At 71.7% G+C, this 26,088-nt stretch carries 25 protein-coding genes; 13 read left to right on the top strand and 12 right to left on the bottom strand.

What is annotated here, in order from left to right:
- The first annotated feature begins 73 nt into the window (after positions 1 to 73).
- From ACFWW9_RS29705 to ACFWW9_RS29685, 5 genes are read left to right on the top strand one after another with little or no spacing between them, the layout of a single operon-like run.
- Complete coding sequence (locus ACFWW9_RS29705; RefSeq protein WP_390384696.1) at positions 74 to 1,210, top strand: MFS transporter; 1,137 nt, start codon at positions 74 to 76, stop codon at positions 1,208 to 1,210.
- Positions 1,207 to 2,100: an SDR family oxidoreductase gene (locus ACFWW9_RS29700; protein ID WP_390384694.1), complete on the top strand. Its 894-nt coding sequence runs from the start codon at positions 1,207 to 1,209 to the stop codon at positions 2,098 to 2,100. Before ACFWW9_RS29705 ends, ACFWW9_RS29700 begins: the two co-directional genes overlap by 4 nt.
- The gene (locus ACFWW9_RS29695; RefSeq protein WP_390384692.1) at positions 2,097 to 3,521 is read left to right on the top strand and encodes a trehalose-6-phosphate synthase; all 1,425 of its coding nucleotides are present in this window, start codon (positions 2,097 to 2,099) and stop codon (positions 3,519 to 3,521) included. The genes ACFWW9_RS29700 and ACFWW9_RS29695 overlap by 4 nt, the downstream gene beginning before the upstream one ends.
- Positions 3,521 to 4,810 carry an aspartate aminotransferase family protein gene (locus tag ACFWW9_RS29690; protein WP_390384690.1) on the top strand — a complete coding sequence of 430 codons (1,290 nt, stop codon included), beginning with the start codon at positions 3,521 to 3,523 and terminating at the stop codon, positions 4,808 to 4,810. Before ACFWW9_RS29695 ends, ACFWW9_RS29690 begins: the two co-directional genes overlap by 1 nt.
- Positions 4,786 to 5,760, top strand: coding sequence for an alcohol dehydrogenase catalytic domain-containing protein (locus ACFWW9_RS29685; RefSeq protein ID WP_390384688.1), 975 nt, complete (start codon positions 4,786 to 4,788; stop codon positions 5,758 to 5,760). The genes ACFWW9_RS29690 and ACFWW9_RS29685 overlap by 25 nt, the downstream gene beginning before the upstream one ends.
- On the opposite strand, the gene ACFWW9_RS29680 is transcribed toward ACFWW9_RS29685, so the two are convergent.
- From ACFWW9_RS29680 to ACFWW9_RS29650, 7 genes are all read right to left on the bottom strand, one after another.
- Positions 5,757 to 6,314 (bottom strand): TetR/AcrR family transcriptional regulator, encoded by a 558-nt coding sequence (locus tag ACFWW9_RS29680; RefSeq protein WP_390384686.1) that lies wholly within the window; start codon positions 6,312 to 6,314, stop codon positions 5,757 to 5,759. The two genes, ACFWW9_RS29685 and ACFWW9_RS29680, sit on opposite strands and share 4 nt — an antisense overlap.
- Positions 6,307 to 7,143, bottom strand: a complete 837-nt coding sequence (locus ACFWW9_RS29675; RefSeq protein WP_390384685.1) for an alpha/beta fold hydrolase — start codon at positions 7,141 to 7,143, stop codon at positions 6,307 to 6,309. Before ACFWW9_RS29675 ends, ACFWW9_RS29680 begins: the two co-directional genes overlap by 8 nt.
- A gap of 62 nt (positions 7,144 to 7,205) precedes the next feature.
- The gene (locus ACFWW9_RS29670; protein ID WP_390384682.1) at positions 7,206 to 8,129 is read right to left on the bottom strand and encodes a squalene cyclase; all 924 of its coding nucleotides are present in this window, start codon (positions 8,127 to 8,129) and stop codon (positions 7,206 to 7,208) included.
- Between the two features lie 9 nt (positions 8,130 to 8,138).
- Positions 8,139 to 8,765 (bottom strand): HAD family hydrolase, encoded by a 627-nt coding sequence (locus tag ACFWW9_RS29665; RefSeq protein ID WP_390384680.1) that lies wholly within the window; start codon positions 8,763 to 8,765, stop codon positions 8,139 to 8,141.
- Positions 8,766 to 8,867: 102 nt separating this feature from the next.
- A complete protein-coding gene (locus tag ACFWW9_RS29660; protein ID WP_390384678.1) occupies positions 8,868 to 12,158 on the bottom strand; it encodes a GH92 family glycosyl hydrolase in 3,291 nt (1,096 codons plus the stop codon).
- 58 nt (positions 12,159 to 12,216) lie between these two features.
- Positions 12,217 to 13,185, bottom strand: a complete 969-nt coding sequence (locus ACFWW9_RS29655) for a pyridoxal-phosphate dependent enzyme (protein WP_390384676.1) — start codon at positions 13,183 to 13,185, stop codon at positions 12,217 to 12,219.
- A complete protein-coding gene (locus tag ACFWW9_RS29650; protein ID WP_390384674.1) occupies positions 13,182 to 14,291 on the bottom strand; it encodes a M20/M25/M40 family metallo-hydrolase in 1,110 nt (369 codons plus the stop codon). Before ACFWW9_RS29650 ends, ACFWW9_RS29655 begins: the two co-directional genes overlap by 4 nt.
- 75 nt (positions 14,292 to 14,366) lie before the next feature.
- On the opposite strand from ACFWW9_RS29650, the gene ACFWW9_RS29645 reads away from it, so the two are divergent.
- Both ACFWW9_RS29645 and ACFWW9_RS29640 read left to right on the top strand, forming a co-directional pair.
- Complete coding sequence (locus tag ACFWW9_RS29645) at positions 14,367 to 15,257, top strand: LysR family transcriptional regulator (RefSeq protein ID WP_390384672.1); 891 nt, start codon at positions 14,367 to 14,369, stop codon at positions 15,255 to 15,257.
- Positions 15,254 to 15,997: an acyltransferase gene (locus ACFWW9_RS29640; protein WP_390384670.1), complete on the top strand. Its 744-nt coding sequence runs from the start codon at positions 15,254 to 15,256 to the stop codon at positions 15,995 to 15,997. Before ACFWW9_RS29645 ends, ACFWW9_RS29640 begins: the two co-directional genes overlap by 4 nt.
- Before the next feature lie 6 nt (positions 15,998 to 16,003).
- On the opposite strand, the gene ACFWW9_RS29635 is transcribed toward ACFWW9_RS29640, so the two are convergent.
- Positions 16,004 to 17,254, bottom strand: coding sequence for a glycosyltransferase family 4 protein (locus ACFWW9_RS29635; protein WP_390384668.1), 1,251 nt, complete (start codon positions 17,252 to 17,254; stop codon positions 16,004 to 16,006).
- A 39-nt stretch (positions 17,255 to 17,293) separates the two neighbouring features.
- Here ACFWW9_RS29635 and ACFWW9_RS29630 point away from each other — a divergent pair, with 39 nt between their 5' ends.
- Complete coding sequence (locus tag ACFWW9_RS29630) at positions 17,294 to 17,500, top strand: hypothetical protein (protein ID WP_390384666.1); 207 nt, start codon at positions 17,294 to 17,296, stop codon at positions 17,498 to 17,500.
- On the opposite strand, the gene ACFWW9_RS29625 is transcribed toward ACFWW9_RS29630, so the two are convergent.
- Positions 17,497 to 18,957, bottom strand: coding sequence for a 1,4-alpha-glucan branching protein domain-containing protein (locus ACFWW9_RS29625; RefSeq protein ID WP_390384664.1), 1,461 nt, complete (start codon positions 18,955 to 18,957; stop codon positions 17,497 to 17,499). The two genes, ACFWW9_RS29630 and ACFWW9_RS29625, sit on opposite strands and share 4 nt — an antisense overlap.
- A complete protein-coding gene (locus ACFWW9_RS29620) occupies positions 18,954 to 19,700 on the bottom strand; it encodes a class I SAM-dependent methyltransferase (RefSeq protein ID WP_390384662.1) in 747 nt (248 codons plus the stop codon). The genes ACFWW9_RS29625 and ACFWW9_RS29620 overlap by 4 nt, the downstream gene beginning before the upstream one ends.
- Before the next feature lie 337 nt (positions 19,701 to 20,037).
- Between ACFWW9_RS29620 and ACFWW9_RS29615 the strand changes: the two genes are divergently transcribed.
- The 3 genes from ACFWW9_RS29615 to ACFWW9_RS29605 are packed head-to-tail and all read left to right on the top strand — an operon-like array spanning position 20,038 to position 22,709.
- A complete protein-coding gene (locus ACFWW9_RS29615; protein WP_390384660.1) occupies positions 20,038 to 21,012 on the top strand; it encodes a hypothetical protein in 975 nt (324 codons plus the stop codon).
- Positions 21,013 to 21,030: 18 nt separating this feature from the next.
- Positions 21,031 to 21,609 carry a hypothetical protein gene (locus tag ACFWW9_RS29610; RefSeq protein ID WP_390384658.1) on the top strand — a complete coding sequence of 193 codons (579 nt, stop codon included), beginning with the start codon at positions 21,031 to 21,033 and terminating at the stop codon, positions 21,607 to 21,609.
- Between the two features lie 8 nt (positions 21,610 to 21,617).
- Positions 21,618 to 22,709, top strand: coding sequence for a hypothetical protein (locus tag ACFWW9_RS29605; protein WP_390384655.1), 1,092 nt, complete (start codon positions 21,618 to 21,620; stop codon positions 22,707 to 22,709).
- Here ACFWW9_RS29605 and ACFWW9_RS29600 read toward each other — a convergent pair.
- The gene (locus ACFWW9_RS29600) at positions 22,706 to 22,849 is read right to left on the bottom strand and encodes a hypothetical protein (RefSeq protein WP_390384653.1); all 144 of its coding nucleotides are present in this window, start codon (positions 22,847 to 22,849) and stop codon (positions 22,706 to 22,708) included. The genes ACFWW9_RS29605 and ACFWW9_RS29600 overlap by 4 nt on opposite strands.
- A 56-nt stretch (positions 22,850 to 22,905) precedes the next feature.
- Complete coding sequence (locus ACFWW9_RS29595; RefSeq protein ID WP_390384651.1) at positions 22,906 to 23,748, bottom strand: DegV family protein; 843 nt, start codon at positions 23,746 to 23,748, stop codon at positions 22,906 to 22,908.
- 275 nt (positions 23,749 to 24,023) lie between these two features.
- Here ACFWW9_RS29595 and ACFWW9_RS29590 point away from each other — a divergent pair, with 275 nt between their 5' ends.
- Together ACFWW9_RS29590 and ACFWW9_RS29585 are read left to right on the top strand one after the other, a co-directional pair.
- A complete protein-coding gene (locus tag ACFWW9_RS29590; protein WP_390384648.1) occupies positions 24,024 to 24,806 on the top strand; it encodes an electron transfer flavoprotein subunit beta/FixA family protein in 783 nt (260 codons plus the stop codon).
- 16 nt (positions 24,807 to 24,822) lie between these two features.
- The gene (locus tag ACFWW9_RS29585) at positions 24,823 to 25,779 is read left to right on the top strand and encodes an electron transfer flavoprotein subunit alpha/FixB family protein (protein ID WP_390384645.1); all 957 of its coding nucleotides are present in this window, start codon (positions 24,823 to 24,825) and stop codon (positions 25,777 to 25,779) included.
- The last annotated feature ends 309 nt before the right edge of the window (positions 25,780 to 26,088 follow it).

Below are 26,088 nucleotides of genomic sequence, written 5' to 3'. Positions count from 1 at the left end.
CTCAACGTAACTCAATCAGTGAGCGGAGGCAGTTTTGGCCAGTGCGCCGCCAACCCGTCCCAACGCCAGGGGTTTGATCTTCGCCGCCACCAGCTGGGGACTGTTCTGGGGTGGATGGGCCGGGCTCCTGCCCGAGGTCAAGGACCAGATCGGCGCCACCGATTCGGAGTTCGGCCTCGCGCTGTTCGGCATCCCCTTCGGGGCCCTCCCGGCCATGGTGATCACCGGAAAACTCGTGTCTCGATTGCGCGAAAGGGCACTCCCGCTAGTACTTTTGGCCTTCGCCGTGGCCTGTGCGCTGCCGGGGTGGACGCACTCGCCGGTGACGTTCGCGGCGTCCCTCGTCTTGATTGGCGCGACCTCCGGGGCCATCGAGGTCGCGCTGAACGCGACCACCGCCGCGCACGAGGCGCGCGACGGTGTCAGGCTGTTCAACAAGGTCCACGCCGCCACCCCGCTGGCGATGGTCGTCGCCGCGCCCTCGGTCGGCCTCGCCCGCCAGCTGGGGGCCTCCTCGCGCGAGGTGCTGCTGGTCATCGCGGCACTCGTGCTGGTGAGCGCGTTCCTGTCGATCGACCGGGCGAAGTGGCGTTCACTGTCCACTTCGGACCCGGCGACCCGCGGCCGCTCGATGACGCCGCTGCTGATCACGTTCGGGCTGATCGCCGCGGTGGTGCTCTTCATGGAGAACGCCGTCGAGCAGTGGGGCGCGATCCACCTGGAGCAGGACCTTGGTGCCGGGCCGTTGCTCGGCAGCGCCGCGCCCGCCGCGTACATGATCGGCCTGGCGGGCGGCAGGATGCTCGTCCAGTGGCAGGGGGAGCGGTTCTCCGGCCTGACGGTGGTGGTGTTCGGCAGCGTCCTGGGCGCGGTCGGCCTGGTGCTGGCGGTGATCACCGAACCGGCGGGGCTGCCCGCCGTGGTGGCGCTGATCGGGTTCGCGCTCGCGGGCGTCGGCCTCGCTCCCGCCGTGCCGACCCTGCTGGGCATGGCGGGCAGTTCCACCGACGACGAGCGCAGGCCCGCCGCGATCACGACCGTCACCACGATCTCCTACCTCGGCTTCCTCGGCAGCCCCCCGCTGGTCGGCCTGCTGGCCGCGAGCTGGGGCCTGACCACGGCGTTCGCCGTGGTGGCCGCGGGTGGCGTGCTGGTCGCCGTGGCGACCGCGCTGCTGCGCGTCCCGGAGCGCGAAGGGGTCGCCGGATGAGGGCGCTGGTCGTCGGCAGCGGTTTCCTCGGCGCGGCGATCGGGGCCCGGCTGCGGGCGCTCGACGTGGAGCCGGTGGTGGCGTCGCGGCACGCGCCCGACACCGCCTCCGGGCGCGACCTGCCGTGGCGGGAACTGGACGTGCGCGATCCCGCTGCCTGCCGCGAGGTCGTGCGGGACACCGACGCGCTGGTCGTCGTGCACGGCCCGTCGGACATCACCTGGTGCGAGGAGCACCCGGCCGAGACCGAGGCCGCCCACGCCGGGGGAGCGGCGAACCTCGCGGCCGCGGCCGACGGCCGCCCGGTCCTGCTGATCTCCACCGACAACGTGTTCGACGGCACCCGCCCCAGCAGCGCGGAGACCGACCTGGTCTCGCCCGCAAACGCTTACGGGCGGGCGAAGCTGGCGGCCGAGAAGACCCTGCTCGACACGGGGTCCGCGCTGGCGCTGCGGGTGAGCCTGGTTTACGGCTGGGAACCCGACGGCATCCGGCCGAACTTCTTCACCACCTGCGTCCGGTCGCTGCGCGACGGCGGCGGCGTGGACGTGCCCGACGACCACTGGAACTCGCCGGTGCTGGTCGACGACGTGGCCGCGTGGACCGTCGCGCTGCTGCTCGCCGAGCGCACCGGACTGCTGCACCTGGGCGGGCCGGAGCGGTTGACCCGGTACGCGTGGGCCCGGCGGATCGCCTCGGCGATCGGCGCAGACCCCGCGCTGGTGCGTTCCCAACCCCGTGCGGAGGGGCACTACGCCAGCCGCCCCGTCAACGCCTGCCTGCACAGCACCCGAGCACACGACTTTCCCGAGCTGGCCGCTCTCCCACCCCTCGGGGTGGACGCCGGAGCGCTCGCTCTGTCCCGGATCGACGTAGTGGAGGACCGATGAGCAAGCACCTGTTCCTGGCCAGCAAACGGGCCGTCGTGACCTACGCGCCCGACCCCGAGACCGGACTGCTCAAGGCGTGGCTGGCCCCCGGCGGCACCGGCAACGTCGTCGCCGAGCAGGCGGGCTACCTGGACGTGTCGTGGATCGTCAGCGCCGACACCGACGACGACCACCTCGCCTCCGAGCAGAACCCGGACGGCATCGTCACCGAACTCCCGTCCGGCCGCGAGATCACCGTGCACCCGTTGCGGCACGACCGGGACACCTTCCGCGTGGTGCAGGACTTCCTGACCGCCGAGCTGCTGTGGGCGGGCAACAACTACGGCTGGGACAAGTGGACGACCCCGACCTTCGGCGAGGAGACCCGCAAGGCCTGGGAGGCGTTCGACGAGTTCACCGGGGACTACGCCCGCGAGCTGCTGACCCGCTCCGCGGACGTGGCCGACCCGGTCTACCTGGTGCACGACTACCAGCTCGTGTGCGTGCCCGCCCGGATCCGCGCGCAGCGGCCGGACGCGCCGATCCTGCACTTCGTGCACATCCCGTGGCCGTCGGCGGACTACTGGCGCATCCTGCCGAAGCCGATGCGCACCGGCATCATCGAGGGCATGCTCGCCTCCGACGTGATCGGCTTCTTCGCCGACCGCTGGTCACGCAACTTCCTGGCGTGCGTGGAGGATCTGTTCCCGGACGCCGTGGTCGACCGGGAGGCGAGCACCGTCACGTGGAACGGCCGGACGTGCCAGGTCCGCACGCAGGTGCTCGGGTACAGCCCGGAGACGTTGCACCGCAGGCAGTCCTCGCTGCCCGAGGGCATCGAGGAGTGGGCGGGGGAGCACCGGCTGGTCGTCCACTCCGGACGGACGGACCCGATCAAGAACGGCTGGCGCGCGGTGCGGGCGTTCGTCCAGGCGGTCAAGGAGAACCCGGCGCTCGAAGGCACCCGGATGCTCGTGCGGATGAACCCCAACCGGTTGTACGTCGAGGCGAACGCCGACTACGTCCGCCGGGTGGAGGCGGAGGTGGAGGCCGCCAACGCCGAGCTGGGCGCGGACACCGTGCGGACCCACTGCGACAACGAGGTCAACCACAGCTTCGGCTGCTTCGAGCGAGCAGACCTGTTGATGTTCAACTCGACCGTGGACGGCCAGAACCTCAGCGTCTTCGAGGCGCCGCTGGTGAACCGGCGGGACGCCGACGTGATCATGTCCGAGATGCTGGGCGCGGCCGAGGTGCTGTCCGGGGTGTGCCGGTCGGTCAACCCGTTCGACGTGTCCGAGCAGGCCGAGGCCATCGCGGCGGCCCTGCTGGCCACGCCGGAGGAGCGGGCCGCGTCGGCGCTCAAACGCCGTGAGGCGGCCGAGCCGTGGACGCTGGAACGCTGGGTCGACACCCAGTTGGCCAGCCTGGACCTGCGCTGATGCACCCGGTCACCGGGGTGAACCCGAAGGACGACGCCTACTACGAGCTGGGCGACGTGCGGCTGGTGCGCGGCGAGGGCGTGCGGATGTGGGACTCCGACGGGCGCGAGTACCTGGACTGCGTGTCCGGCACGTTCAACCTGGTGCTGGGCCACAACCATCCCGCGGTCGTCGCGGCGATCAAGGGCCAGGTGGACGACCTGGTGTTCGCCAGCTCGTCGTTCCAGACCGACCCGACGAACCGGGTGATGCGGCAGCTCGTCGAGCTGACGCCGGAGAACCTGACCAGGGTGAACCTGCGCAGCTCCGGCGGGTCGACGGCGAACGAGGGCGCGATCAAGATCGCCCAGTGGCACACCGGCAGACGGGACGTGATCGTCCCGTTTCGCGGGCATGTCGGCCAGACCGTCGCCGCCGCCGGGTGGAACGGGTCGGCGCGCATCCGGGCCCCGTTCCAGCAGCACATGCCGGGCGCGCTGCACGTGCCCGACCCCTACTGCCACCGGTGCTTCTACAAGCAGGACCCGGACAGCTGCGGGAAGTTGTGCGTCGACCGGATCGACGACTTCATCACCTACGCGTCCACCGGCAGCGTCGCGGCGATGATCATCGAGCCGATCAGCGGCGTCGGCGGCAACGTCGTCCCGCCGCCCGGCTACCTCCAGCGGCTCAAGGAGTTCTGCGTCGAACGGGAGATCGTGCTGATCTTCGACGAGAACCAGACCGGCCTCGGCCGGACGGGCTCGCTGTTCGCCGCCGACCACTTCGGCGTGGCCCCCAACATGATCACCGTGTCCAAGGGCCTCACCGGCAGCGGCCTGCCGCTCGCCGCGATCATCACCGAGGAGGACCTCGTGGGGATGCCGCGCAACCTGCACGGCTTCACCTACGGCAGCCACACCCTGTCCGCCGCCGCGGCCGTCGTGACCCTGGACATCGTGAAGCAGCCCGAATTCCTGGCCAACGTGCGCGCCACGGGCCAGGTCATCCTCGACCGCCTCACGGCGTTGAAGGAGCGCTTCGACTTCCTCGACGACGTGCGCGGCGTCGGGCTGATGCTCGGCGTGGAGCTGGCCGAACCCGACGGCTCGAAGTCGCCGAGGCTCGCGACCGCGTTGAGCACGGCACTGGCCGACCTCGGCGTGATCACCCGCGTCTCGGAACACGGGCTGGGCAACGTGATCGAGCTGCGCCCGCCGTTGATCCTCACGATCGCCGACGCCCACCTGATCGCCGACCGCTTCACCGACGCACTGGAGACCGTGTGGACCAGCTCACCGTCGCGCTGACCCCCGGCGGTCCCCGGCTGACCCGCGAACCGCCGTCGCGCAACGGTTCTCCCGGCGTGCTGGTGCGCACCGAGCTGATGGGCGTGTGCCGGTCGGACCTCAAGGAGATCACCGGCGTGCGCGGCGGGCCGAGCCAGTTCGGCCACGAACTGGTCGGCGTCGTCGAGGACGGCGTGCTGCCCGCGGGCACGCGCGTCTGCCTCGATCCGAACGTGCCGGTCCGCCGCGGCAGCGGGTTCGCCCGCGAGCTGTGGCTGTCCGGGACCGAGGAGGACCTGGTCCGGGCGTTGCCGAGGGCCCCGGACGGGGTGAGCGCGCGGACGCTGGTGTTCGCCGAGCCCGCCGCGTGCGCCGCGCACTGCGTGGCGATGGCCGAGCGGCACGCCGGCACGCCGCCCGGCACGGTCACCGTGCTCGGCGCGGGCGTGGCCGGGGTGCTGATCGCCGGGCTGGCGGAACTCGGCGGGGCCGAGGTGGCGCTGCGCAACCGGGGCCGCGACCGGCTGGACTTCCTGGCGGACCGGGGGGTGCTGCCCGCCGCGGTCGGCCGCGCCGTGCCGCCCGGCAGCCAGGACGTCGTGGTGGTCGCCACCAGCTTCGTGTTCCCCGACCTGCTCCGCGACGCGCTCGACCTGGTGCGGCCGGGCGGTGTCGTGATGCTCTACGGCGGCACGAAGGCGGGTGACCGGCTGCCCGACCTCGACTGCGACCTCGACACCGTGCGGCGCAAGGAATCCGCGTGGATGGCCGGCTGGCACGGCAAGCCCGTCACGGTCGGCGGCAGCTACGGCACCGGCCCGGCCGACTTCCCCCGTGCGCTCCACGCGCTGGAGAACGGCCTGGTCGTGGAGCCGTTGGTGACCGGGGAGGTGGCGCTGGCGGACCTGCCCGCGGAACTCGACCGGCTCACCGCGGACCGCGTGCTGGGCAAGGTGCTCGTGCGGCCCTAGGCGAGCGGTGTCCGCAGCCCGGCGACGATCATGTGGATCAGCAGGTCGTAGGACTCGTCCAGCTTCTCCGGCAGCTGGAAGCCGTTGGCCACCTCCAGCATCGAGAACCCGTGCACGGCCGAGCGCAGGCAGCGGGCGGCGTGGATGGCGTCGGAGTCCTCCAGGCCGTACGCGCGCAGGGCGGCCAGCATGATGCCCACCAGCCGTTCCCCGGCCTGCGCCATCAGCGGGTCCGGCGCCTGGTCGAGCGCGCCGTAGCGGTTCGGGTGCTCCCGCACGTAGTCGCGCCAGGTGAGCATGAGCGCGCGGACCGCCTCGTCCGACGAGCGGCCGATCACCGCGCCGCTGAGCCGCGCGTTCATCTCGTCCATGATCCGCGCGGACAGCAGCGCCCGCAGTTCGGCCAGGTTGCGGACGTGCTTGTAGAGGGAAGGCGTGGCCACGCCCGCGCGGGAGGCCACCGCCGCCAGCGTCAACGCGGCCGGGCCCTCCTCGTCGACCAGCCGCAGGGCGACGTCGACCACGGCGTCCGCCGACAGCGCCGCCCTAGCCACGGGCGGTCTCCTTGAGGAACGTCAGGACCGCCGTGGCCACGACGTCCGGGAACTGCGCGTGCGCGTAGTGGCCCGCGCCCTCGACGACCTCGACCCGGCCCAGGCCCTCAGGCATCGCGGCCACGACACCCTCGCCCTCGGCGCGGGCGTCGGTCCAGTCGGGGTCCAGCGAGCCCTCGACGACCAGCGCGGGGCAGCGGACCTCGCCGAGCTTGGCGTCGGCGTCGGTGGGGGCGGACAACGCCATCTTGCTCAGCACCGCCATCCGGCCCGGCCTGCGGAGGTCGGCGTCGAGCGCGGCGAGGTGCTCGGTGAAGCCCGCGGGCTTCGCGCCGGGGTAGGCGTGGTCGAGGTAGCGCTTCCACAGCCCGACGCTGCGGAACATCCCGGTGCCCATCAGCAACAGCATCCCCTTGCGGTAGCGGGCGTTGGTGAAGAGGCCGCCGAAGTCGACCTTCTGCGCGCGGGTGAACGGGCCGATCTCGACGATCGCGGTGACCGACTCGGGCTCCTGGGCGGCGGCGATGGTGACGGAGCCGCCGGTGAACGAGTGGCCCACGAGCACGGCCGGTCCGCCCAGGTGGTGGACGACGGCGAGCAGGTCGGCTGCCGAGTCGGTGCGCGTGTAGGAGGGCCAGTCGGCGCTGGACTCGCCGTGGCCGCGCTGGTCGACCGACGCCACGCGGTACCCGGCGTCGGCCAGCGCCGCGGCCAGGTCGCGGTAGGCGCCGCGGTTGTCGCCCATGCCGTGGGCCAGCACGATCAGCGGCCCCTGGCCGATCACGTCGTAGGCCAGTCGTCCGCCGTCGAGTTCCAGGTACTGCGTCATGGTCGCGCTCCTCGGTCGGCTAATGCTCATAGCCGAAAAGCTAATGCCATTAGCCAACCGTGTCAAGCGGCGTCCCACCACGCCAGGACGCGAGTCCCGAAGAAGGTCAACCACCTCGACGGCTCACCAGGGGGAACGTCGACCTCGAACCACACCTCACCGGGGTCCCGAGGGGTCTGGAGCCACGTGCCGTCCGGCTGCCGGGCGGCCCGGACGAGGTCGATCGCCTCGGCCATCCGGTCGTCGCGCCGGTCCGCCCGGCGGAAGTGGTCCGTCGCGTTGAGGGCGTCGCAGAACCAGCGCATCGGGTAGGTGAACCGCCCCGCCCGCTCGGTGATCCGCTCGCCCGTCGTGACGCGGCGCAGGAGTCCGCGTTCGAGCAGGTACTCCTCACCCGAGCGCCGGGCCTCCCGCGTCGCGTCCGTGCCGCCGGTGGCGACCTCGTGGTCCAGCAGGCCCTTGAGGGAGTTGAGGGTCGAGTGGATCGAGGACCGCTTCGAGCCCTCGACCCACTCGCAGTTCCACCCGCCGTCCGGCAGCCGGTGCTCGACGAACCAGTCGGCGAGCCCGGTCATGTCGACGCCCAGCCACAGGCCGTTCGAGAGCGTCCACGAGTTGATGCAGCAGTCGACCTCGCCGCCCCAGTACGGCAGGTCGTCGTACTCCCACCGGCTGTTCTCGGCCAGCAGTTCGGCGGTGCCGCGCAGCACGGCGGCGTCCAACCCCCACTCCCGCAACGAGTTCAGCGTCCACGTCGTCGCGGTCCACGGCTGGCCCTCGCCGCCCTGGTAGCCCTTGGGGAAGAACGCGCCGCCCGCCCACTGGCCGTCCGGGTCCTGGAGCGCGAGGAGCCGCGCGCCGAACCCCTCGGTGGCGACCCGCGCCCGCGTCGCCTCCCACACCTCGGGCGGCGCGCCCGCGAGGTCGCGTTCGACCTGCCAGCGCAGGGCGGGATCCGAGTCGAGGAGCCACGGGATCAGGTCCATCCGGCGACCCTAGGCCAGGTCGAGCACCGCTGCCAGACCTCGTTCGCGGGTCGCGGACCGCTCGCTCGGCAGCAGGTAGACCGGCATCCCGACCTTCACCGCCGCCCCGTCCTTGACCGGGTCGTCGCCGACGAACAGCACCGACGACGGCTCCAGGCCGAGCTTGTCGCACGCCAGCGTGAACAGCGCCGGGTCGGGTTTCTCCACGCCCTGCTCGCACGACAGCACCACGGTGTCCAGCACGTCCAGCACGCCCGCGTCGGCCAGCGCGGGCCGGATGTCCCAGCCGATGTTGCTCACCACGCCGACCCGCAGCCCGCGCTCGTGCAGGGTCGTGACGACCCGCGCGGTGTCCGGGTACGGCGTCCACGCGGCCGGGTCGGTGAGCGCGGCGTAGATGGCGTCGACCACCGCCGAGCTGTACGGGCCCGCCTCCGAGATGAGCGCCGTCCACACGGCCCGGTGCCGCTCCCGCGACACGTCGCAGCCGCGCCGGGCCGCGATCCCCTCCGGCGAGTCCACGACGGAGAGGACCCGCGTGACCACCGCGTCGCCGACGAGGTCGCGGGCGGGGTCGAGGACGGACTTGTCGTCGAACAGGGTGCCGGAGAAGTCGAACAGCACTCCGCTGAACACGATGGCGGCCTCCACTCGGTTTACCGGTGGGCTGCCCACGACGCTACCCGCGCCAAACCGCCCGTCGGGGCAGACTTCCCTGCCCCGACGAGCGGTCCCCGACTACGCGGAGGCGATGGCGAACACGTGCAAGCCGCCGTTCGTGGGCAGCTTGACGCTCTTGAGCACCTTCCCGTCGGGCGCGGTGAAGGTCTTGGTGGCGAAGATGTTCGTCACCACCAGCTCGTTGCCGCCGCCGATCTGGTTGCGGTACGGCGTCCTGGCCACGACGACGTTCCCGTACGACGGGTTCTGCCCGCCGCCGCCGAGGGTCCAGTCGCTGAACCCGAGGTCGACCGTGCCGGTCGTGCCGTCGGTGTAGGTCACCGTGGCGGGGGCGGTCCGGCCGCCGTCCGCCGCGGCCCCGACGAACGCCAGCCGCGTCCCGGTCACGTCGATGCTCTGACCAGCGGCGATGACGTTGTCCGCGCGGTCGTCCGGCGAGTCCGGCCAGGTGAACGAGAGCCCGTCCACGGTGCCGGTGCCGCCGGGGGTGAGCCCGGCCGCGGCCAGCGCCTGCTTGGAGTAGCTGTACCCGCCGCCGTCGAAGTCGGCCTCCTCGGAGCCCTTGTCGTCGGAGACGCCGATGTTGTTCACCGCCGCCAGCATGCTGCCCGGCGGGGCCACCTTGACCGTCAGCGGCAGCACCACGGGCTCGGCCCCGGCGACGGTCACGGTGACCGCCGCGGAGTAGAACCCCTGCGGCGCACCGGCCTCGGTGGAGATGGTGAACGGGGCCCCGGCGTCGGTGATCGGCACCGTGCCGGTCGCGGGCGTGAAGACCAGCGCGCTGTCCCCGGTGACCGAGTACGTCACGGCGGGGTCGCCGTCGTAGAGCCGCTTCGCCTGCACGGCGGCCGTGATCGACCCGCCGGGCGCGAGCGTCGGGCTGGTCGGCGACACGGTCAGGTAGAACGGCTGCGCGTGGACGATCGGCTGCTCCCCGTCGCGGAACGACGGCGGCGCGTCGGCCGGGGCCGAGCCCCACGCGGTGTTCGCGGTCGTGCCGAGGGTGAAGTCGAGCTTGCCGCCCTTCGCCACGAACGACTCCGGCAGCCACGTCTTCGTCGTGGCCTTGCCGTTCACCTTGAGCGCCTGGACGTACGGCGCGTCGGCCGCCGCCTTCGGCGCGGTGATCTCGATGTCCCCGCCGCCGTCCCGGTCGACCTTGATCCTCGGGAACAGCGGGCTGCCGACGACGAGTTCGGCGCGCGAGGACACCTGCGGGTACAGGCCCATCGCGGCGAACACGTACCACGACGACATGGCGCCGAGGTCGTCGTTGCCGGGGATGCCGCCGGTCTTGTTGCCCCACATGGTGTTGAGCACCTGGCGGATCGTCTGCTGCGCCTTGTACGGCTGGCCCGCGTAGTTGTAGAGCCACGGCGAGTTGATCGACGGCTCGTTGTCGAGCGCGGCCTTGTCCGGGCCCGCGTTGCTCAGCGCCCAGCTCCCGTCGGCCTGGTGGAAGAAGTCGTCCAGCCGCTTGGTGAACCGCTCGCGGCCGCCCATCGACTCGATCAGGCCCGCCACGTTGTGCGGCACCATCCACGTGTACTGCGCGCTGGTGCCCTCGACGAACCCGTTCTCCGTGCCGGGCGCGAAGTCGCGGACCCACGTGCCGTCGGCGTTGCGGTTGCGGATGTACCCGCCCGTGCTGTGGGCCACCGGGTCGAAGGTGTTCTGCCACCACTGCGAGCGCTCGGCGAACACCTTCGCCGTCGCCGGGTCCTTCACGTCCTTCGCCAGTTCCGACAGGGCGAAGTCGGCGGTGGACATCTCCAGCGTCTCGGCCGCGCCGCCCCAGGCGTTCGACACCGACGGCATGTAGTGCTTGTCCAGGTACTTGTCCAGCGACGGGCGCTGGCCGACCGACATCACCGCCCAGCCGTCCCGGCTGAGGTCCTGCTCGGTGGGCACGGTCGCCGCCTGCACCAACGACTTCAGCGCCGCCTTCACGTCGAAGTCCGTGCCGCCGAAGGCGTGGATGCCCGCCAGCGCGGGCGCGGCCGGGTCGCCGTTCATCACGTGCGTGCCGCCGGAGTTGTGCGTCCACCGGTCCCAGACGCCGCCGTTCTGGTCGGCCTGGTTGAGCAGCGACTGCGCGACGTCCGAGCCGACGTCCGGTTCCAGCAGCGTCAGCAGTTGCAGCTGCGAGCGGTAGACGTCCCAGCCGGAGAAGGTGCCGTACTGCGCCTTCTGCTTCCTCGACTTCTGGTGCGCCTTGCCGTCCATGCCCCAGTACTCGCCGTTGACGTCGCTGACGACGTTCGGGTGCAGCAGCGCGTGGTAGAGCGCGGTGTAGAACGTCGTCCGCTGCTCGGGGGTGCCGCCCCCGACCTGGACGCGCTTGAGCTGCTTGTTCCACGCCTTGACCGCGCCGTCGCGGGTCTTCTCGAACGTCTGCCTCGGCGGGTTCTCGTCCTTGAGGTTCGCCTTGGCGTTGGCCAGGCTCACGTAGGAGATGCCGACGCGGACGTTCGTGACCGGCGACTTGGCCGTGTCGAACCCGACGTACGCGCCGGATCCCTTGCCCACCACCGGCCATCCGGCGGTGCCGTAGGTCGTCGCGCCGGTCGAGGTGGTCGCGCCGGGCGTGACAACGTTGTCCTGCCACGTTCCGACGTTCGCGAACGGCTGGTCGAACTCCGCCACGAAGTGCAGCGTGTAGTAGCTGCGGCGACCGACCTGGTTGATGTAGCCGCAGAAGTTCCCGCTGGTCACGGACCCGGTGACGGTCCGGGTCGCCGGGTCGACGGTCACGTCGGAGGCCGTGCTGCCGACCTCGGAGTTGGCCGTGCGGATCAGCATCGTGCCCGGCTTGTCCGCCGGGAAGGTGAACCGGCCGGAGCCCGTGCGCGGGGTCGCGGTCAGCTCCGCCTTCGCGCCCGAGTCGAGGCCGACGGAGTAGCTGCCCGCCTTCGCGACCTCGTTCTCGTGCTTGAACGTGCTGGCGTACACCGCGTCCGTGCCGTCGGCGGCGGGGGAGGTCGTCACCGAGCCGACGAGCGGGAAGAAGGGGATGTCACCGGAACCGCCCGCGCACCCGGTGCCCGACATGTGCGTCAGGCTGAACCCGCGGACCTTGGTCACGTCGTACTGGTAGCCGCCGGGCGCCGCCGCGCGCGTGGCGTTGCCCTTGGTCAGCTCAGGGCTCCACGCCAGCATGCCGAGCGGCGCCACCGCGCCGGGGAAGGTGTTGCCGAGGTTCGTCGAGCCGATCAGGGGGTTGACGAGGGACGCGGGATCTTCGGCCAGAGCCTCGGGTTCACCGAGCGCGGCCGGAGCCGAGCAGACGCCGAGCACGAGTGCGGCTGCGGCCAAAACGGTGGTCAGGACACCTCTTCGCTGCATGGAGGCGGACCATACCCACGGTCACCGGTCAACTCCAGACGGTGAGGAATTCTTGTCGTCAAGCGGACAAGGCGCGGGCGTAGGCGTCAGGATCGGACGCCCCCTCCGTCGCTACGCAGAGCACCGAACGACCCGGCGTGCCGTCCGCCCGCCACGCCGCCAGGGTCGCCGCCCCGCACTCGCCGATCGTCAGGCCCGCGACCGCCAGGTCGCGCATCGCCCGCGCCGCCTGGTCGTCCGTCACGGTGATCGTGCCGCTCAGCCCGTGCCGCAGCGTCGGCCACGCCACCGCGGACGGGGTCGCGCAGTCCATCCCGGCCATCGTCGTCCCCGGTGTGTCCACGGCGGTCATCCGGCCCGCGACGAGCGACGCGGTCACGCACGCGGCCGTGGCCGGTTCGACGGCGACGACGGCCGTGCCCGGTCGTTCGTGGACGGCCCAGCGGACCGCCGCGGCGGCCAGCGACCCGACACCGGTCGGCACCAGCAGCACGTCCACCGGCACGTCGATCTCGCGGAACAGGGTCGAGTAGCCGTCGATCACCCACTCCGGCGGGCCCGCGGCGGGTTCCAGCGCCGTGTCCGCCACGAGCGCCGCGCCGTCCCGTTCGGCCAGCGCGACGGCGGCGTTGTAGTCGCCGTCCACCCGCACGACCTCCGCTCCCTCGCCCGCGATCAGGTCCGCCCTGGCCGCGCTGGTGACGGCGGGGAGGTAGATGCGGCAGCCGAGGCCGCGCTGGGCGGCGACGCGGGCGACGGCCCGGCCGTGGTTGCCCGCGCTGGCCGCGACGAGCACGCGGGTGTCCGGGTGCGCGCGCAGCGTCCGCTCGACGGCCCAGGACGCGCCGAGGACCTTGAACGCGGGCAGCCCGAACCGGTCCGACTCGTCCTTGAGCCGCACGCCGTCGACCGTCCGGATCGGCGTCGGCCGGTAGCCGGGCAGGCCGCGGTGGAACGCCTGGACCTCCGGCCCGGCGGGCGGCGGCACGGCCTCGGGCCGGAAGTGCGGGTTGGGCGTGAACGTCACCGGCAGAACTCCTTCGCCACGACGACGAGCGCCCGTGCGCACTCGACCGTCCCTTCGAGACTCACCCACTCGACCTCGGCGTGCGCCCCGTCGCCGGGCGGTCCGAAGAGGACGGTCGGGATGCCCGCCGCCGACAGGAAAGCCGAGTCCGCCCAGTACGACGCCCCGGCCAGCTCGGCGGGCCTGCCCAGCGACTCGCCCACGGCACCGGTGACCGCTGTGACGAACTCGTGGTCGTCGTCGGTCTCGAACGGTTCGCGCGACAACGTCGTCCGGCTGGTCGCCCGCACGGCGCACGACGCCAGCAGGTCGGCCACGTCGCGCTCCACGTCGGCGACGGTCTCGCCGGGCAGGGTGCGGCGCTCGACCGTCAGCACGCACAGGTCGGGAACGGTGGACTCCTCGCGGCCGCCGGTGATCAGGGACGCGTGCAGTGTGCCCGGTCCGAGCCGCGGGTGCTCGTGCGCCCGGAGCTTCTCGTTGAGCTGCTCCAGCGCCACCAGGACGGGGCCGGTCTTGAGGATCGCGTCCTCGCCCAGGTGCGGCCGCGAGCCGTGGGCGGCCTTGCCGACGACCCGGATCTCCGTCCACACGAACCCCTTGTGCGCGGTCACCACGGTCAGCTCGGTGGGCTCGCACACGATCGCGCCGTCGGCGGTGAGGTGCTTGAGCACCTGCTGGACGCCGATGCTGGAGTGCTCCTCGTCCGACACCGCCGCCACCACGACCTCCCCGGCGACGCCCGCGCGGTCGGCCTCGCGGCAGGCGACGAGGGCGGCGGCGAGCCCGGCCTTCATGTCGTACGCGCCACGCGCGTAGAGCCGGTCGCCGTCGATCCGCGTGGTCAACGGGCCGTTCAGCCCGACCGTGTCCAGGTGCCCGCACAGCAGGAGCGTGCGGCCGTCGCCGGTCCGGTTCGACCGCACGACCACGCTCGGCCGCCCCGGCGTCTCCTCGACCACCTCGACCCGCAGGCCGTTGTCCACCGCCCACCCGGCGACGAACTCGGCGATGGCCGTCTCCCCGGCCGCGCCCGGCACCAGGGACGGGTTCACCGAGTCGATCTCCACCAGCCTGGTCAGCAACTCCACCACGTCTCGCTCCATGCCCCCGATCCTGTTGGCGGGACCGGATAAGCACAAGCAATGGTTCCTTCGGGGACGGTAAGCGATGCTTATCCCGTGGATCCCCGCCTGCTGGCCACCCTGGAAGCCGTCGTGCGCACCGGCTCGTTCGCCGCCGCGGCGGCCGAACTCGGCTACAGCTCCCCGGCCGTGTCCCAGCAGATCGCCGAGCTGGAGCGCCGGGTCGGGCTGCGGGTGCTGGAACGCCGCCCGGTCCGCCCCACCCAGGCCGGGCAGGTGCTGCTGGACGCCGAGTTCCGCCTGCGCGGGGTGCTGGCCACGGCCGCCGCCGAGCTGGACGCCGTCCGCGACGGCAGCACCGGCCACGTCCGGCTGGGCGCGTTCGCGTCGGCCGCGGCCCACCTGGTGCCCGGCGCGCTGGCCCGGCTGACCGGCGTGCGGATCGTGCTGCGGCAGGTGGAGACGGACGCGGCGTACGTGGCGCTGGCCCGCGGCGAGCTGGACCTGGCGCTGACGTTCGACTACGACCTCGACCCCGTGCCGCTGCCCATGGGCCTGCGCCGCTCGTTGGTCGTGCGCGAGCCCGTGGTGGCGGTGCTGGCCGCCGGGCACCCGCTCGCGTCCCGGCCGGTCGTCGACCTCGCCGACCTGGCGGGCGACACGTGGGTCGCCACGCCCCAGGCGTGCCTCCGGCTCGACCTGGTCCGCGAACTGGCCGCCGTCCGACCGGGGCTGCGGTTCGAGGGCGACGACTTCCACACCGTGATCGGGCTGGTCGAGGCCGGGCTGTGCGTGGCGCTGCTGCCGCGGCTGTCCCTGCGCCACTCGGCGGCGGCCGTGGTCGCCCGGCCGCTGGCGGGCACGCCGCTGACCCGTGACGTGTACGCGACCCGCCTCGACACCCGCCACACCCCGCAGGTCGTGACGACCCTCGAACGCCTGCTCGCGGAGGAGGCGGACCGCATCGACTACGGTCCTCTGCTGTGACCAGCATGTGGGGCTCGCCCGTGGCCGCCAAGTGGAGCCGCTCCCGGCGCGACCCGGCGCAGGCCAGGTTCCTGACGATGGCGTCGTTGCGCTGGATGCTGCGCCACCGCGCCTACACGCCGTGGTACCTGGTGCGGTACTGGCGGCTCCTCAAGTTCCGGATCGCCAACCCGCACGTCGTGCTGCGGGGGATGGTGTTCCTCGGCAAGAAGACCGACATCCACTGCCGACCGGGCTACGGGCGGCTGGAGATCGGCCGCTGGGTCCACATCGGCGACGGCAACGCCATCCGCTGCCACGAGGGCTCGCTGCGCATCGGCGACAAGGCCGTGTTCGGCAAGGACAACACGGTCAACTGCTACCTGGACGTGGAGATCGGCGCGGCCACCCTGGTCGCCGACTGGGTGTACATCTGCGACTTCGACCACGTCACGTCCGACATCACCGTCCCCATCAAGGACCAGGGCATCGTGAAGTCCCCGGTCCGCATCGGCCCGGACACCTGGCTGGGCACCAAGGTGACCATCACCCGTGGCAGCGTGATCGGCCGCGGCTGCGTTGTAGGAGCCCACGCCGTGGTGCGCGGCGAGGTGGCCGACTACAAGATCGCCGTCGGCATCCCGGCCCGAGTGGTCCGCGACCGCCGCGAGGACTACGAGGCGGGCGCGGTGGAACGCGCGGCCGTGGCGGACATGGCCCGCAAGGCCAAGGAAGCCCTCGAACAGGCGCGCAAGGCCTGATCTTGCTCAGCCGAACATGTTGCCGGTGGCGATCTTCGGGCGTCCCAACACCACCGGCGTCTTGACCGAAGCGTTCCGGTAGACCTCCACCGTCCCCGCCGCGATCTTCGCCCAATCAAAATCCGTCGCCAGCCGCGTCTTCGCCGCCCGTGCCCGCCGCGCGGCACCGGCCGGGTCGGCCAGCACCGACCGCACCGCCACCCCGATCCCGTCCACGTCGCCCGGCGTGAACGACAGCCCGGTGTCCCCGTCCCGCACGACCTCGCCGAGCCCACCCGCCGTCGACGCCACCAGCGGCGTCCCCGCGGCGGCGGCCTCCAGTGCCACGATCCCGAACGGCTCGTACTTGCTCGGCAGCACCACCGCGTCCGCCGCCGCCAGCACCGCCCTCAGCTCACGGTCGGACAGGTGGCCAACGAAATCCACCGCTCGCCGCACCTTGTGCTTGCGCGCCTGCTCCGCCAACCACGCCGTGTGGCTGCCCTCGCCTGCGACGACCAGCCGCGTCCCGCGATGGGCCCGCCGGATCCGGGGGAGCGCGGCCAGCAGGTCCTGCACGCCCTTCTCCCACTCCAGCCGCCCGAAGAACAGCAGCAGCGGGTCCCCGTGCGGGCTGTACTTCTCCCGCGCCGCGGCGACCTCTGCGGGCCGCACCTTCCACCGCCGCGGCTCGATCCCGTTGTGCAGCACGGTGATCCCGCTCGGCTCGACCTCGAACAGGTGCGCGACCTCGGTCCGCATCGCGGCCGAGCAGGTGATCAGCGAGTCGGCGCGGTTCGCCAGCCACCACTCGACCGAGTGCACCTGCTGGTTCAGCACCTGCGACAGCCACCCGCTGTGCCGCCCGGCCTCCGTGGCGTGCACGGTCGCCACCAACGGCACGGAAAACGCCTCGGCCAGCGCCACGGCCGGGTGCGTGACGAGCCAGTCGTGCGCGTGCACCACGTCCGGCTTCCAGGACCGCAGCAGCGCCAGCCCCGCGCGGGTCATCGCGTGACCCATGGCCAACGTCCACGCCACCAGGTCCCGCTCGAACACCAGGTGCGCGGGGTCCTCGCCGACCCGGATCAGCCGCACGCCCTCGGACACCGCGTCCGACGTGGGGTGGGTGATCGCGTCGCTGCCGGACGGCTGCCTGCACAGCACGACGACCTCGTGCCCCTGCGCGGCGAGCTGCGTCGCGACGGCGTGCACGTGCCTGCCGAGCCCGCCCACGACGACCGGCGGGTATTCCCAGGACAACATCAGCACGCGCATGGGACATCCTCGCATCCGGCTCGTCGTACCCTCGGAACCATGGGGACCTGGGTGTACGCGGTCGTGTTCGTGGTCGTGCTCGTCGGCGTGGGGGTGCTGGTCGACCGGCGCGCGCGCCGCAAGCGCCAGGGGTTGGAGCGGTTCGCCGACACGACCGGTCGCACCAAGGCCGAGCCGGTCGCGCAGGCGCGGGTCGACCACCCCGGTTCGGCGGGCGTCGCCGAACGGCTCGAAGGCCCCATCTAGGCCAGCCCTCGCGCGTCGAGGTGGCCGAACGGGCCGTCCACCGAGCGCAGTTCGGCTGCCCGGCCGGGGTCGCCGCGGCGGGACACGAGTTCGCGGAACCTCTCCGCGTGCACCTTCGCCCGGTAGCGCGCGTAGTCGGCGGCCGAGTCCTTCGTGACCATGAACGCCCAGTCGCTGGACAGCGCCAGCAGCGCCTCCCGCACGGCCTGGTCCAGCACCGGGTCGCGGACCGCGCCGTCGAAGTCCAGCTCCAGCAGTTCCCGCTGCACCTCGGCGTTGCCGTGCACGATGTCGGACACCTGCGGCCCCGCCCACGTGCCCCAGTCCTTGCCCGCGCCCCACGACGACGGCGGCAGGTCCACCCGTCCGCCGAGGTGCCCGGCCTCCAGCGCGCCGCGCAGCGTCGTGACCCGCACGCCCGCGAGCGGCAGCGCCCGCAGCACCGCCTCCAGCCACGCCGGGCCCTCGTGCCACCAGTGCCCGTACAGCTCGGTGTCGTACGCGGCCACGACGAGGCTCGGCCGTCCGTGCCGCTCCTTCAAGTCCCGCAACCGCCGCACGACCGCGTCCACGAAGTCCGCCGCGTGCCGCTCGACCACGGGCGCGGCCGCCGCGGGCACGTACGGCTCCTTGTCCTCCGGCGCCACGTCCACCCCGGTCACCCGCGACGGCTTGAGCCCGGTCGGGTGGTCGTAGGTGTGGAAGTCGCGGTACGCGGGGTCGCCGGGGTAGCCGACCCGCGGCGACCACACCCGGTACGACACCTCCAGGTCACGCCCGAAGCACACGACGTCCGAGTCGCCGACGGTCCGCGCGGCCGACGTGTCGCCGCCCAGCGACGGCCCGTCGACCAGGAACCGCCGCACGCCCGCCTCCGCGTACCCGACCTCCATGCCCGGCGCGTAGCCGCACTCCGGGGCCCAGATGCCCTCGGGCGTCGAGCCGATCCGCAGCGCGGTGTCCGCCAACCCGGTGCGCAGCGCGAACGCCCGCAGCCTCGGGTCGAGCAGCGGTTGGAACGGGTGCGTGGCCGGGCCGCCCAGCAGCTCGACCGTGCCGGAGTCGACGAGGGGCCGCAGCAGCGGCGAGAACCCGTGTCGCCACCGGGTTTCGAACTTCTCCAACGCCCACGCGGACCGCCGGTGCTCGTACGCGCTGAGGTCGGCCAGCCGCCGCCCGGCGTACTGGGCGCGCAACTGCCAGTTGCCGAGCCAGTCGTGGACGCCGCGCAGGCTGTACGGGTCGTCGAGCTGCGCGGCCAGCACCGGCGTGACGCCGAGGGTGAGCACGTCCCGGCGGCCTTCGGCGGCGAACCGCTCCAGCAGGTCGACCACGGGCAGGTACGAGTGCGCCCACGCCTGGTAGAGCCACTCCTCGCCGACCGGCCACCCGCCCTGGTGCGCGAGCCACGGCAGGTGGCTGTGCAGCACGAGGCAGAACGTGCCCTCGTCGGTCATGTCCTGACCGCCACGGCCACCAGGTCCAGGCTGGTGTCCAGGTCGGCGGCGGTGATCTCGAAGTCGTCGGCGCGCACCGACGTGACGGCCGCCAGCAGTTCCGGCGACCACTCGCCGCCGGACAGCACGACGTCCACCTGCGCGGCGATGATCGACCCGCCGAGCGCCGCGTCCAGGTCGAGCAGCCGCGGCCCGTGCCGCAGCCCGGTCAACGACTCGACCTCCAGCCCCGGCACGTCCAGCAGCTCGTGCAGCTCGGCGGGGTCCAACTCCCTGGTGTGGAACGGGTTGTGCGGCTTGTCCAGCCCCGGTGAGAACGTCAGCCGGTTCGGCGTGGTCATCAGCAGCCGCCCGCCCGGCCGGAGCACGCGCACGCACTCGGCGACGAACTCCTCCTGGTTCCACAGGTGCTCGACGACCTGGAGGTTCGCCACGACGTCCACGCTCCCGGTGCGCAGCGGCAGCGACGCCAGGTTGCCCCGCACCACGCCCAGCTCCGGGTACGCCTTGCCGACGTGCGCGGCGGTGAAGGCGTCGTAGTCCAGCGCGACGACCCGCGCGGCCCGCTCGGCGATCAGCGCGGCCCCGTAGCCCTCGCCGCACCCCGCCTCCAGCACCTCCGCGTCCGCGCAGTGCGGGAGCAGGTCGAGGTAGGCGGCCTCGTGCCTCCTGAACCAGTAGTTCTCGACGTCGATACCGGGCACGGTCCGCTCACCGGTGAGGGGCAGGGGCGCTGGCGTCACCCGGCCAGGGTAGTGGCTCGTTACTCGCTGGTAGCAAACCGGGCGACGGTGACCGGCCGTATTCGCCATTAACTCGATTGTGTGGCGCATTCCGTGCGAAGGGCGAGTAATTCGTGACCCGATGATGGGATGGCAGGCGTGGAGTTCCCCAATAAATAGACACCATTGGGTGACCCGTGGCCAAGCTGTTTTGATCTTGCGGGCAACTGTTTACGCTGTTCGTCAGGTACGTGAGCACGGTTCGGCACTGTCGCGACCGGCCCGAACAGGCTGGTTGGCAGTGGGCCATCTCGGTACTCTCGGCCAATCTTCAACAAGGCGGGATGAGTGGTCAGCCATGGGTGCAAAAGAGCAGGAAGTTGTTCCGCTGCACGCGGGTTTCGACGTCGTGTACCGGGGGTTCCACCGACGCCAGGTGATCGAGCACATCGACAACCTGGAAGACCAGTTGCGCTACACCAGCCTCGATCGCGCCGAAGCCATGGCGCAGTCGGCCGACCTGCGCAAACTGCTGGAGATGACCCGACAGGACCTGGAAGAGGCGCGGTCGAGGGTCGAACGGCTGGAGATGTCGCCGTCCACGACCGCCGGGGCGACCGAGCGGCTGCACCGGATGCTGCTGCTGGCCGAGGACGAGTCGGCCGAGCTCCGGATCAGGGCGGACCGCGAGGTCACGTCGTTGCGCCGCAACGTCGAGGTCGAGGTCGCCGAGCTGCGCGAGCAGGCCGAACGGGAGATCGCCCGGCTGCGCGCGGAGGTCGAGGAGCAGGCGCGCGACGCCCGCGAGGTCGCGGCCCGCCGCACCGCCGAACTGGACCACCGCGAGGTCGAGCTGGAACGCCGCTCCGCCGAGCTGGAAGCGCACCACGTCCAGCGCACGGCCCAGGTGACGGCGGCGTGCGAGGCGCTGATGGAGCAGGCGCAGCTCGACGCCGACATCCTGCTGGAAGAGACGGCCGAGCAGTGCAACAAGCTGGAGATCGAGTCGGAGCGCCGCCGCGAGCAGGAGCGCGAGGAGTGCGACCTCGACCTGGCCATCCGCCGCGAGGAGTCCGACCGGCAGATCGCCGAGCAGGAGGCCGTGGCCAAGGAGCGCAGCGAGTTCGTCGTGAAGGTCGCGGGCCGCGAGGCCCAGCGCCGCATCGCGGAGATCCAGCAGCACTCGGAGCAGCTCCTCGACCTGCGCCGCACCGTGGCGTCCCAGTTGTCCGCGGCCCGCTCGGCTCTCGAAGCCGCGGCGGACCGGGTGCCGGGTCTCATCCCGGAGCAGGTGTCCAGCAGTGAGAACGGCGCGATCGCGTTGCGCGCCTAGGTTCGGGGGAGTGCGCTCATGACCAGGAAACGTCGCTGGCTGCCGCTGGCGTTGGCAGCCCTGCTGGTGCCGGGCGGCATCACGGCGCTCGCGTTCACCGTGTACGGCGAGCAGTTGACGGAGGCGCTGCCGTTCTCGTCCCCGGTGCCGACACCGGAGGTCGTGGAGGTGCCGCTCGCGGTGCCGGTCGTGATCGACGTCCCGCTGCCGCCGCCGCTGCTCCCGCCCCCGCCGCCAACGCCGGACGTGGTGCAGGGCAAGGTGACGACGCTGTTCACCTCGAACGGGGTCAAGGGCATCACCTTCACCCCCGGCACGGCCGACTTCGTCGGGCGCGGAGCCGACGTCCAACAGGGCGTCGGCAATCTGTTGTGGCGCACCGGTGGCGCCGCCATCACCCTCGTCTCCCACGCGTGGAACGGCGAGACCGAGTCGCACCGCTGCGACGTCCTCGCGATGCAGCGGGCGATGCTCGTGCGCGACTTCCTCGTCGGCCGCGGAGTGCCGGTCGAGGCCATCAGGACCAAGGTCATCGTCGATCCGGTGTGGGGACCGCCCTCCGACGGCGGCCCGGCCGTCGACGTCCAGGTGAGTTAAGGACGGTCATGGCAGGTGCGTTCGCGTTCGTGTTCGGTCTGTGCGCTCTGTCGTTCGCCGGGGGGTGCGTGGTGACCGCGATCATGCTGCGCCGCGCGGACCCCGCGGAGGAGGTCGCGCGGACCGTCCCGGAGTCCGCCGAACCCGCACCGCCCGCCCCGGTGGAGAGCCGCCCGGTCCTGGACTGGCCGCCGGACGACGTCGCCGTGAAGCCCATCCACCGCAACCCGGTCGTCGGCCTGCCCGCACCGGCCGCGCTGGACGAGGTGCTGGTGAACAGCGCGCCAGCCGCACTGGCACTGGCACCGGACCCCACGTTCACGGGCATGGTCGAAACCCCGCCCGCCCCGTGGCTGACCCTGGCCCCGGAACCCGCCGCCCCACCGGTCTTGGTGGCCGTGGAACCGTTGGCGGACCAGGAGGACGAGCCCGCCGAACCCGAGCCCGAGACCGTGTTCGTCTCGCGCTCCGGCCTGGTCACCGGGACCACGACGCCGAGCGACCCCGAACCGGTCGCGGAAGCCGCGGCCGAGCCGGTGGCCGAGGCCGAAAAGGTGGTGGAGGTCGAGGTTCCGGAGGTCGTGGACGCCGAGTCGGAACCCGTAGCCGTCGCGGAGGTCCAGTCCTACGAGGTCGACCTCGCGGTCGTGGCGTCGATCGTGCCGGAGCAGGGGCCCGCAGCACCGGTGGTCGAGGCCGACCCGATCGCCGAAGCCGCCCCGATCGCTGAAGCCGAGCCGGAGATGATCGCTTCAGCCGAGCCCGAGCCCGAACCCGCGGCCGAACTGCCCGTCGACCCCGCCGTCGCGGTCGAACCGCCTTCCGAGCCCGAGGTCGTGGACGTCCCGGTCACGTCCGCGGAGACGTCGGTCGAAGCGGAGTCCGCGGAAACCCAGCCCGCCCAAGGCGTTGAGGCCGTGGCGGACCGTGCTGTGGCGGACCCTGCCGTGGAGTCCGAGACCGTCGTGCTCCCGTCGCAGGCGTTCAGCCTCGAGCCCACGACGGTCGTCCCGAAACAGCAGCTCCAACTGCCCGACTCCGAGTTCCGCCAGCGCTACCTGCGCACGTTCGAGGCCGCTCGCCGCAGGTCGAACCACTAGCGCTTCTTGAAGCGGCGCAACAACTGCTGGGCCTGGGCCCGCTTCTGCGGGTCCTTGGCCATCCGCTTGGCCTGCTCCGTCATCCGACGGCCCTGCGGGCTGCGGACGTAGGCGGCGATCTTGCTGAACAGCGAGGCCATGGGGTCCTCCAAAGGGGTTTGTCCCTTTATGTCCCCTTCGCCAGCGGTCCTCAAACCTAGACGGGGGAAATGCTCACCCCGATGGCTCCTGGTCCGACGTGCGCCCCGATCGCCGAACTCACCTGCGTGACCATGAACTTCCGCCCGCCGGGGATCTTCTTGCGCAGCCGTCGCATGACGTCGTGCGCCCGGTCCTCGGCGGCGAAGTGCTCGACCGCCACGTCCACCCGTTCCTCGCCCGCCCTCTTCGCCGCGACCTCCACGATCCGCCGCAGCGCCCGGTCGGTGCCCAGCACCTTCTCCAACGGCGTGATCTGCCCGTTCGTCATGGTCAGCAGGGGTTTCATCGACAGCGCGGTGCCGAGCACCGCCACCGCCGGGCTGATCCGGCCACCGCGTTTGAGGTACTCCAGGGTGTCCACGTAGATCAGCTCCGACCCCCGCGAGAAGCTGTGCCGCGCCGCCCCGATGACCTTCCGGGCGTCACCGCCGCGCGCGGCCGCCTCGGCGGCGGCCAGCACGGCGTACCCGAGGCTCATCCCGCACGTCCCCGTGTCCACGACGTGCACGGGCACCCGGACCTGCTTGGCCGCGTTGGTCGCGGTGTCGACGGTGCCGGACAGCCTCGACGACACGTGGATCGACACCACGGCTTCCGCGCCCGCCGCGCCCGCGTCGGCGAACGCCCAGTAGAACGCGCCGGGGTCCGGCGGGACGGTGGTGACCGAGAGGGGGCCGCGCATCGCCTTGACCATGGTCGGAACGGGGATTCTCGACTCGTCGTCGACCTGGTCGCCGATCCGCACCTGGATCTGGGCGACGGTGATGCCGAGTTCGGCCGTCAACGCCGGTGGGAGGCACGCGGTGGAGTCGGTGACTATGGCGACACGCCGATACATGTAATCGGACCCTAGCTTCCCTAATGGAGTAGTGGTCGGCATCTGCCTCTTGACCGATCTAGATCGGCGTTCCCACCACCGTGAGTACCGTCACGCTTGCCAGGTGCTTGCTCTCGTTTGCACCACGGCTACTCGTGGGTAACATGATGGTGGTCGACACCACCATGCCAACGCGGCGAGGACATGGCAGGGTCGCGTTAACCCGGCGACCTGTGCGCCTCCCAGCAGTCGCCACGTCACGTCGCCGCCCGTCCGCAGGAGGTCGAAGAGGACCTATGAACATTGTCGTCCTGGTCAAGCAGGTGCCTGACACCTGGTCCGAGCGCAAGCTCACCGATGCCGACCACACCCTTGACCGCGAGTCCGCGGACGCCGTGCTCGACGAGATCAACGAACGTGCGGTCGAGGAGGCGCTGCTGCTCAAGGAAGCCCACGGCGGCGAGGTCACCGTCATCGCCATGGGTCCCGGCCGCGCCACCGACGCCATCCGCAAGGCGCTCTCCATGGGCGCCGACAAGGCGGTGCACGTCTCGGACGAGGCCCTGCACGGTTCGGACGTCATCGCCACCGCCAAGGTGCTCGCGAAGGCGATCGGCACCGTCGAGGGCTTCGACCTCGTCATCGCGGGCAACGAGGCCACCGACGGCCGCGCGGGCGCCATCCCGGCGATCCTCGCGGAACTGCTCGGTCTGCCGCAGGTCACGCAGCTGCGCAAGCTCACGGTCGAGGGGTCGACCGTCAAGGGCGAGCGCGAGACCGAGGAAGGCGTCGCGCACCTCGAAGCGACCCTGCCCGCGGTCGTCAGCGTCACCGAGAAGATCAACGAGCCGCGGTACCCGTCCTTCAAGGGCATCATGGCCGCGAAGAAGAAGCCCGTGACCACGTTGACCGTCGCCGACCTCGGTGTCGACACGGGCGAGGTCGGCCTCGGCGGTGCCTGGTCCAGCGTGATCGAGGCGTCCCCGAAGCCCCCGCGCAGCGCGGGCCAGCGCATCGAGGACGAGGGTGTCGGCGGCTCGAAGATCGCCGAGTTCCTCGTCGGCCAGAAGCTCATCTGAAGGCGAGGGATCACACATGTCTGAGGTACTCGTCCTCGTCGACCACGTCGACGGCGACGTCAAGAAGGTCACCTTCGAGCTGCTCTCCGCCGCCCGCCGCCTCGGTGAGCCGTCCGCGGTCGTCGTGGCCGCTCCCGGCACCGCGACGAAGGTCCGCGAGTCGCTCGGCCGCTACGGCGCGGCCAAGGTCTACGCGGTGGAGTCGGACGACGCGGTGAACCACTTGGTCACCCCGAAGGTCGACGCGCTCGCGACCATCACGGGCACCGCGTCCCCGGCCGCGATCCTGGTCTCGGCCACGATCGAGGGCAAGGAAGTGGCGGGCCGCCTGGCCGCCCGCCTCGGCTCGGGCCTGCTGGTCGACGTCGTCGACATCGACGAGGACGGCACCGGCACGCAGTCGATCTTCGGCGGCGCGTTCGTGGTCAAGTCGAAGGTCTCCACCGGCATCCCGGTCATCACGGTCCGTCCGGGCGGCGTGGAAGCGTCGGAAGCGGAAGGCGCGGCGGCCGAGGAGACCGTCGAGGTCCCGGCGTCCAGCACGTCCGTCACGAAGGTGACCGGCCGCGAGCAGATCGTCGGCGGCGACCGTCCGGAACTCACGGAGGCCTCGGTAGTCGTCTCCGGCGGCCGTGGTGTCGGTTCGGCCGAGAGCTTCGAGGTGGTGGAGAAGCTGGCGGACAGCCTGGGCGCGGCGGTAGGCGCTTCCCGCGCGGCCGTCGACTCCGGCTACTACCCCCACCAGTTCCAGGTGGGCCAGACCGGCAAGACCGTGTCGCCCCAGCTGTACATCGCCCTGGGCATCTCCGGCGCGATCCAGCACCGGGCAGGCATGCAGACGTCGAAGACGATCATCGCGGTGAACAAGGACAACGAGGCCCCGATCTTCGAAATCGCGGACTTCGGCGTGGTGGGCGACCTCTTCAACGTCGCCCCCCAACTGACCGAGGAAGTCTCGAAGCGCAAGGGCTAAACGCACAACCACTCCCACCACACTCCCGCCCGGCCCACGTCCCCCGTGGGCCGGGCGGAAGTGTTTTGCCGGGGCAACTATTCGGCGTAGCTGGGGTTGGGCTAGCGCGGACACTCTCAAGCTCGGCAGAGGTGTTTTAAAAAGCAGCCCTGCCTTACGGGCCCCGTACCAAAAACGGGAGCACGCAACCTGGACGACACCCAGACCCCCGCCGCCACCCCGATCCTAAGCGCAGTTCGTGCTTTTCAAAGTTTGTCAAGGCGTCTTTCCAGCCTTGACAAACTTTGAAAAGCATCGAAATAATTTGCG

The sequence above is a fragment of the Umezawaea sp. NPDC059074 genome, from assembly GCF_042738955.1.
Lineage (GTDB): Bacteria > Actinomycetota > Actinomycetes > Mycobacteriales > Pseudonocardiaceae > Umezawaea.
Note: the sequence above shows the minus strand (reverse complement) of the source record. Positions and strands in the feature narration are given on the sequence as shown.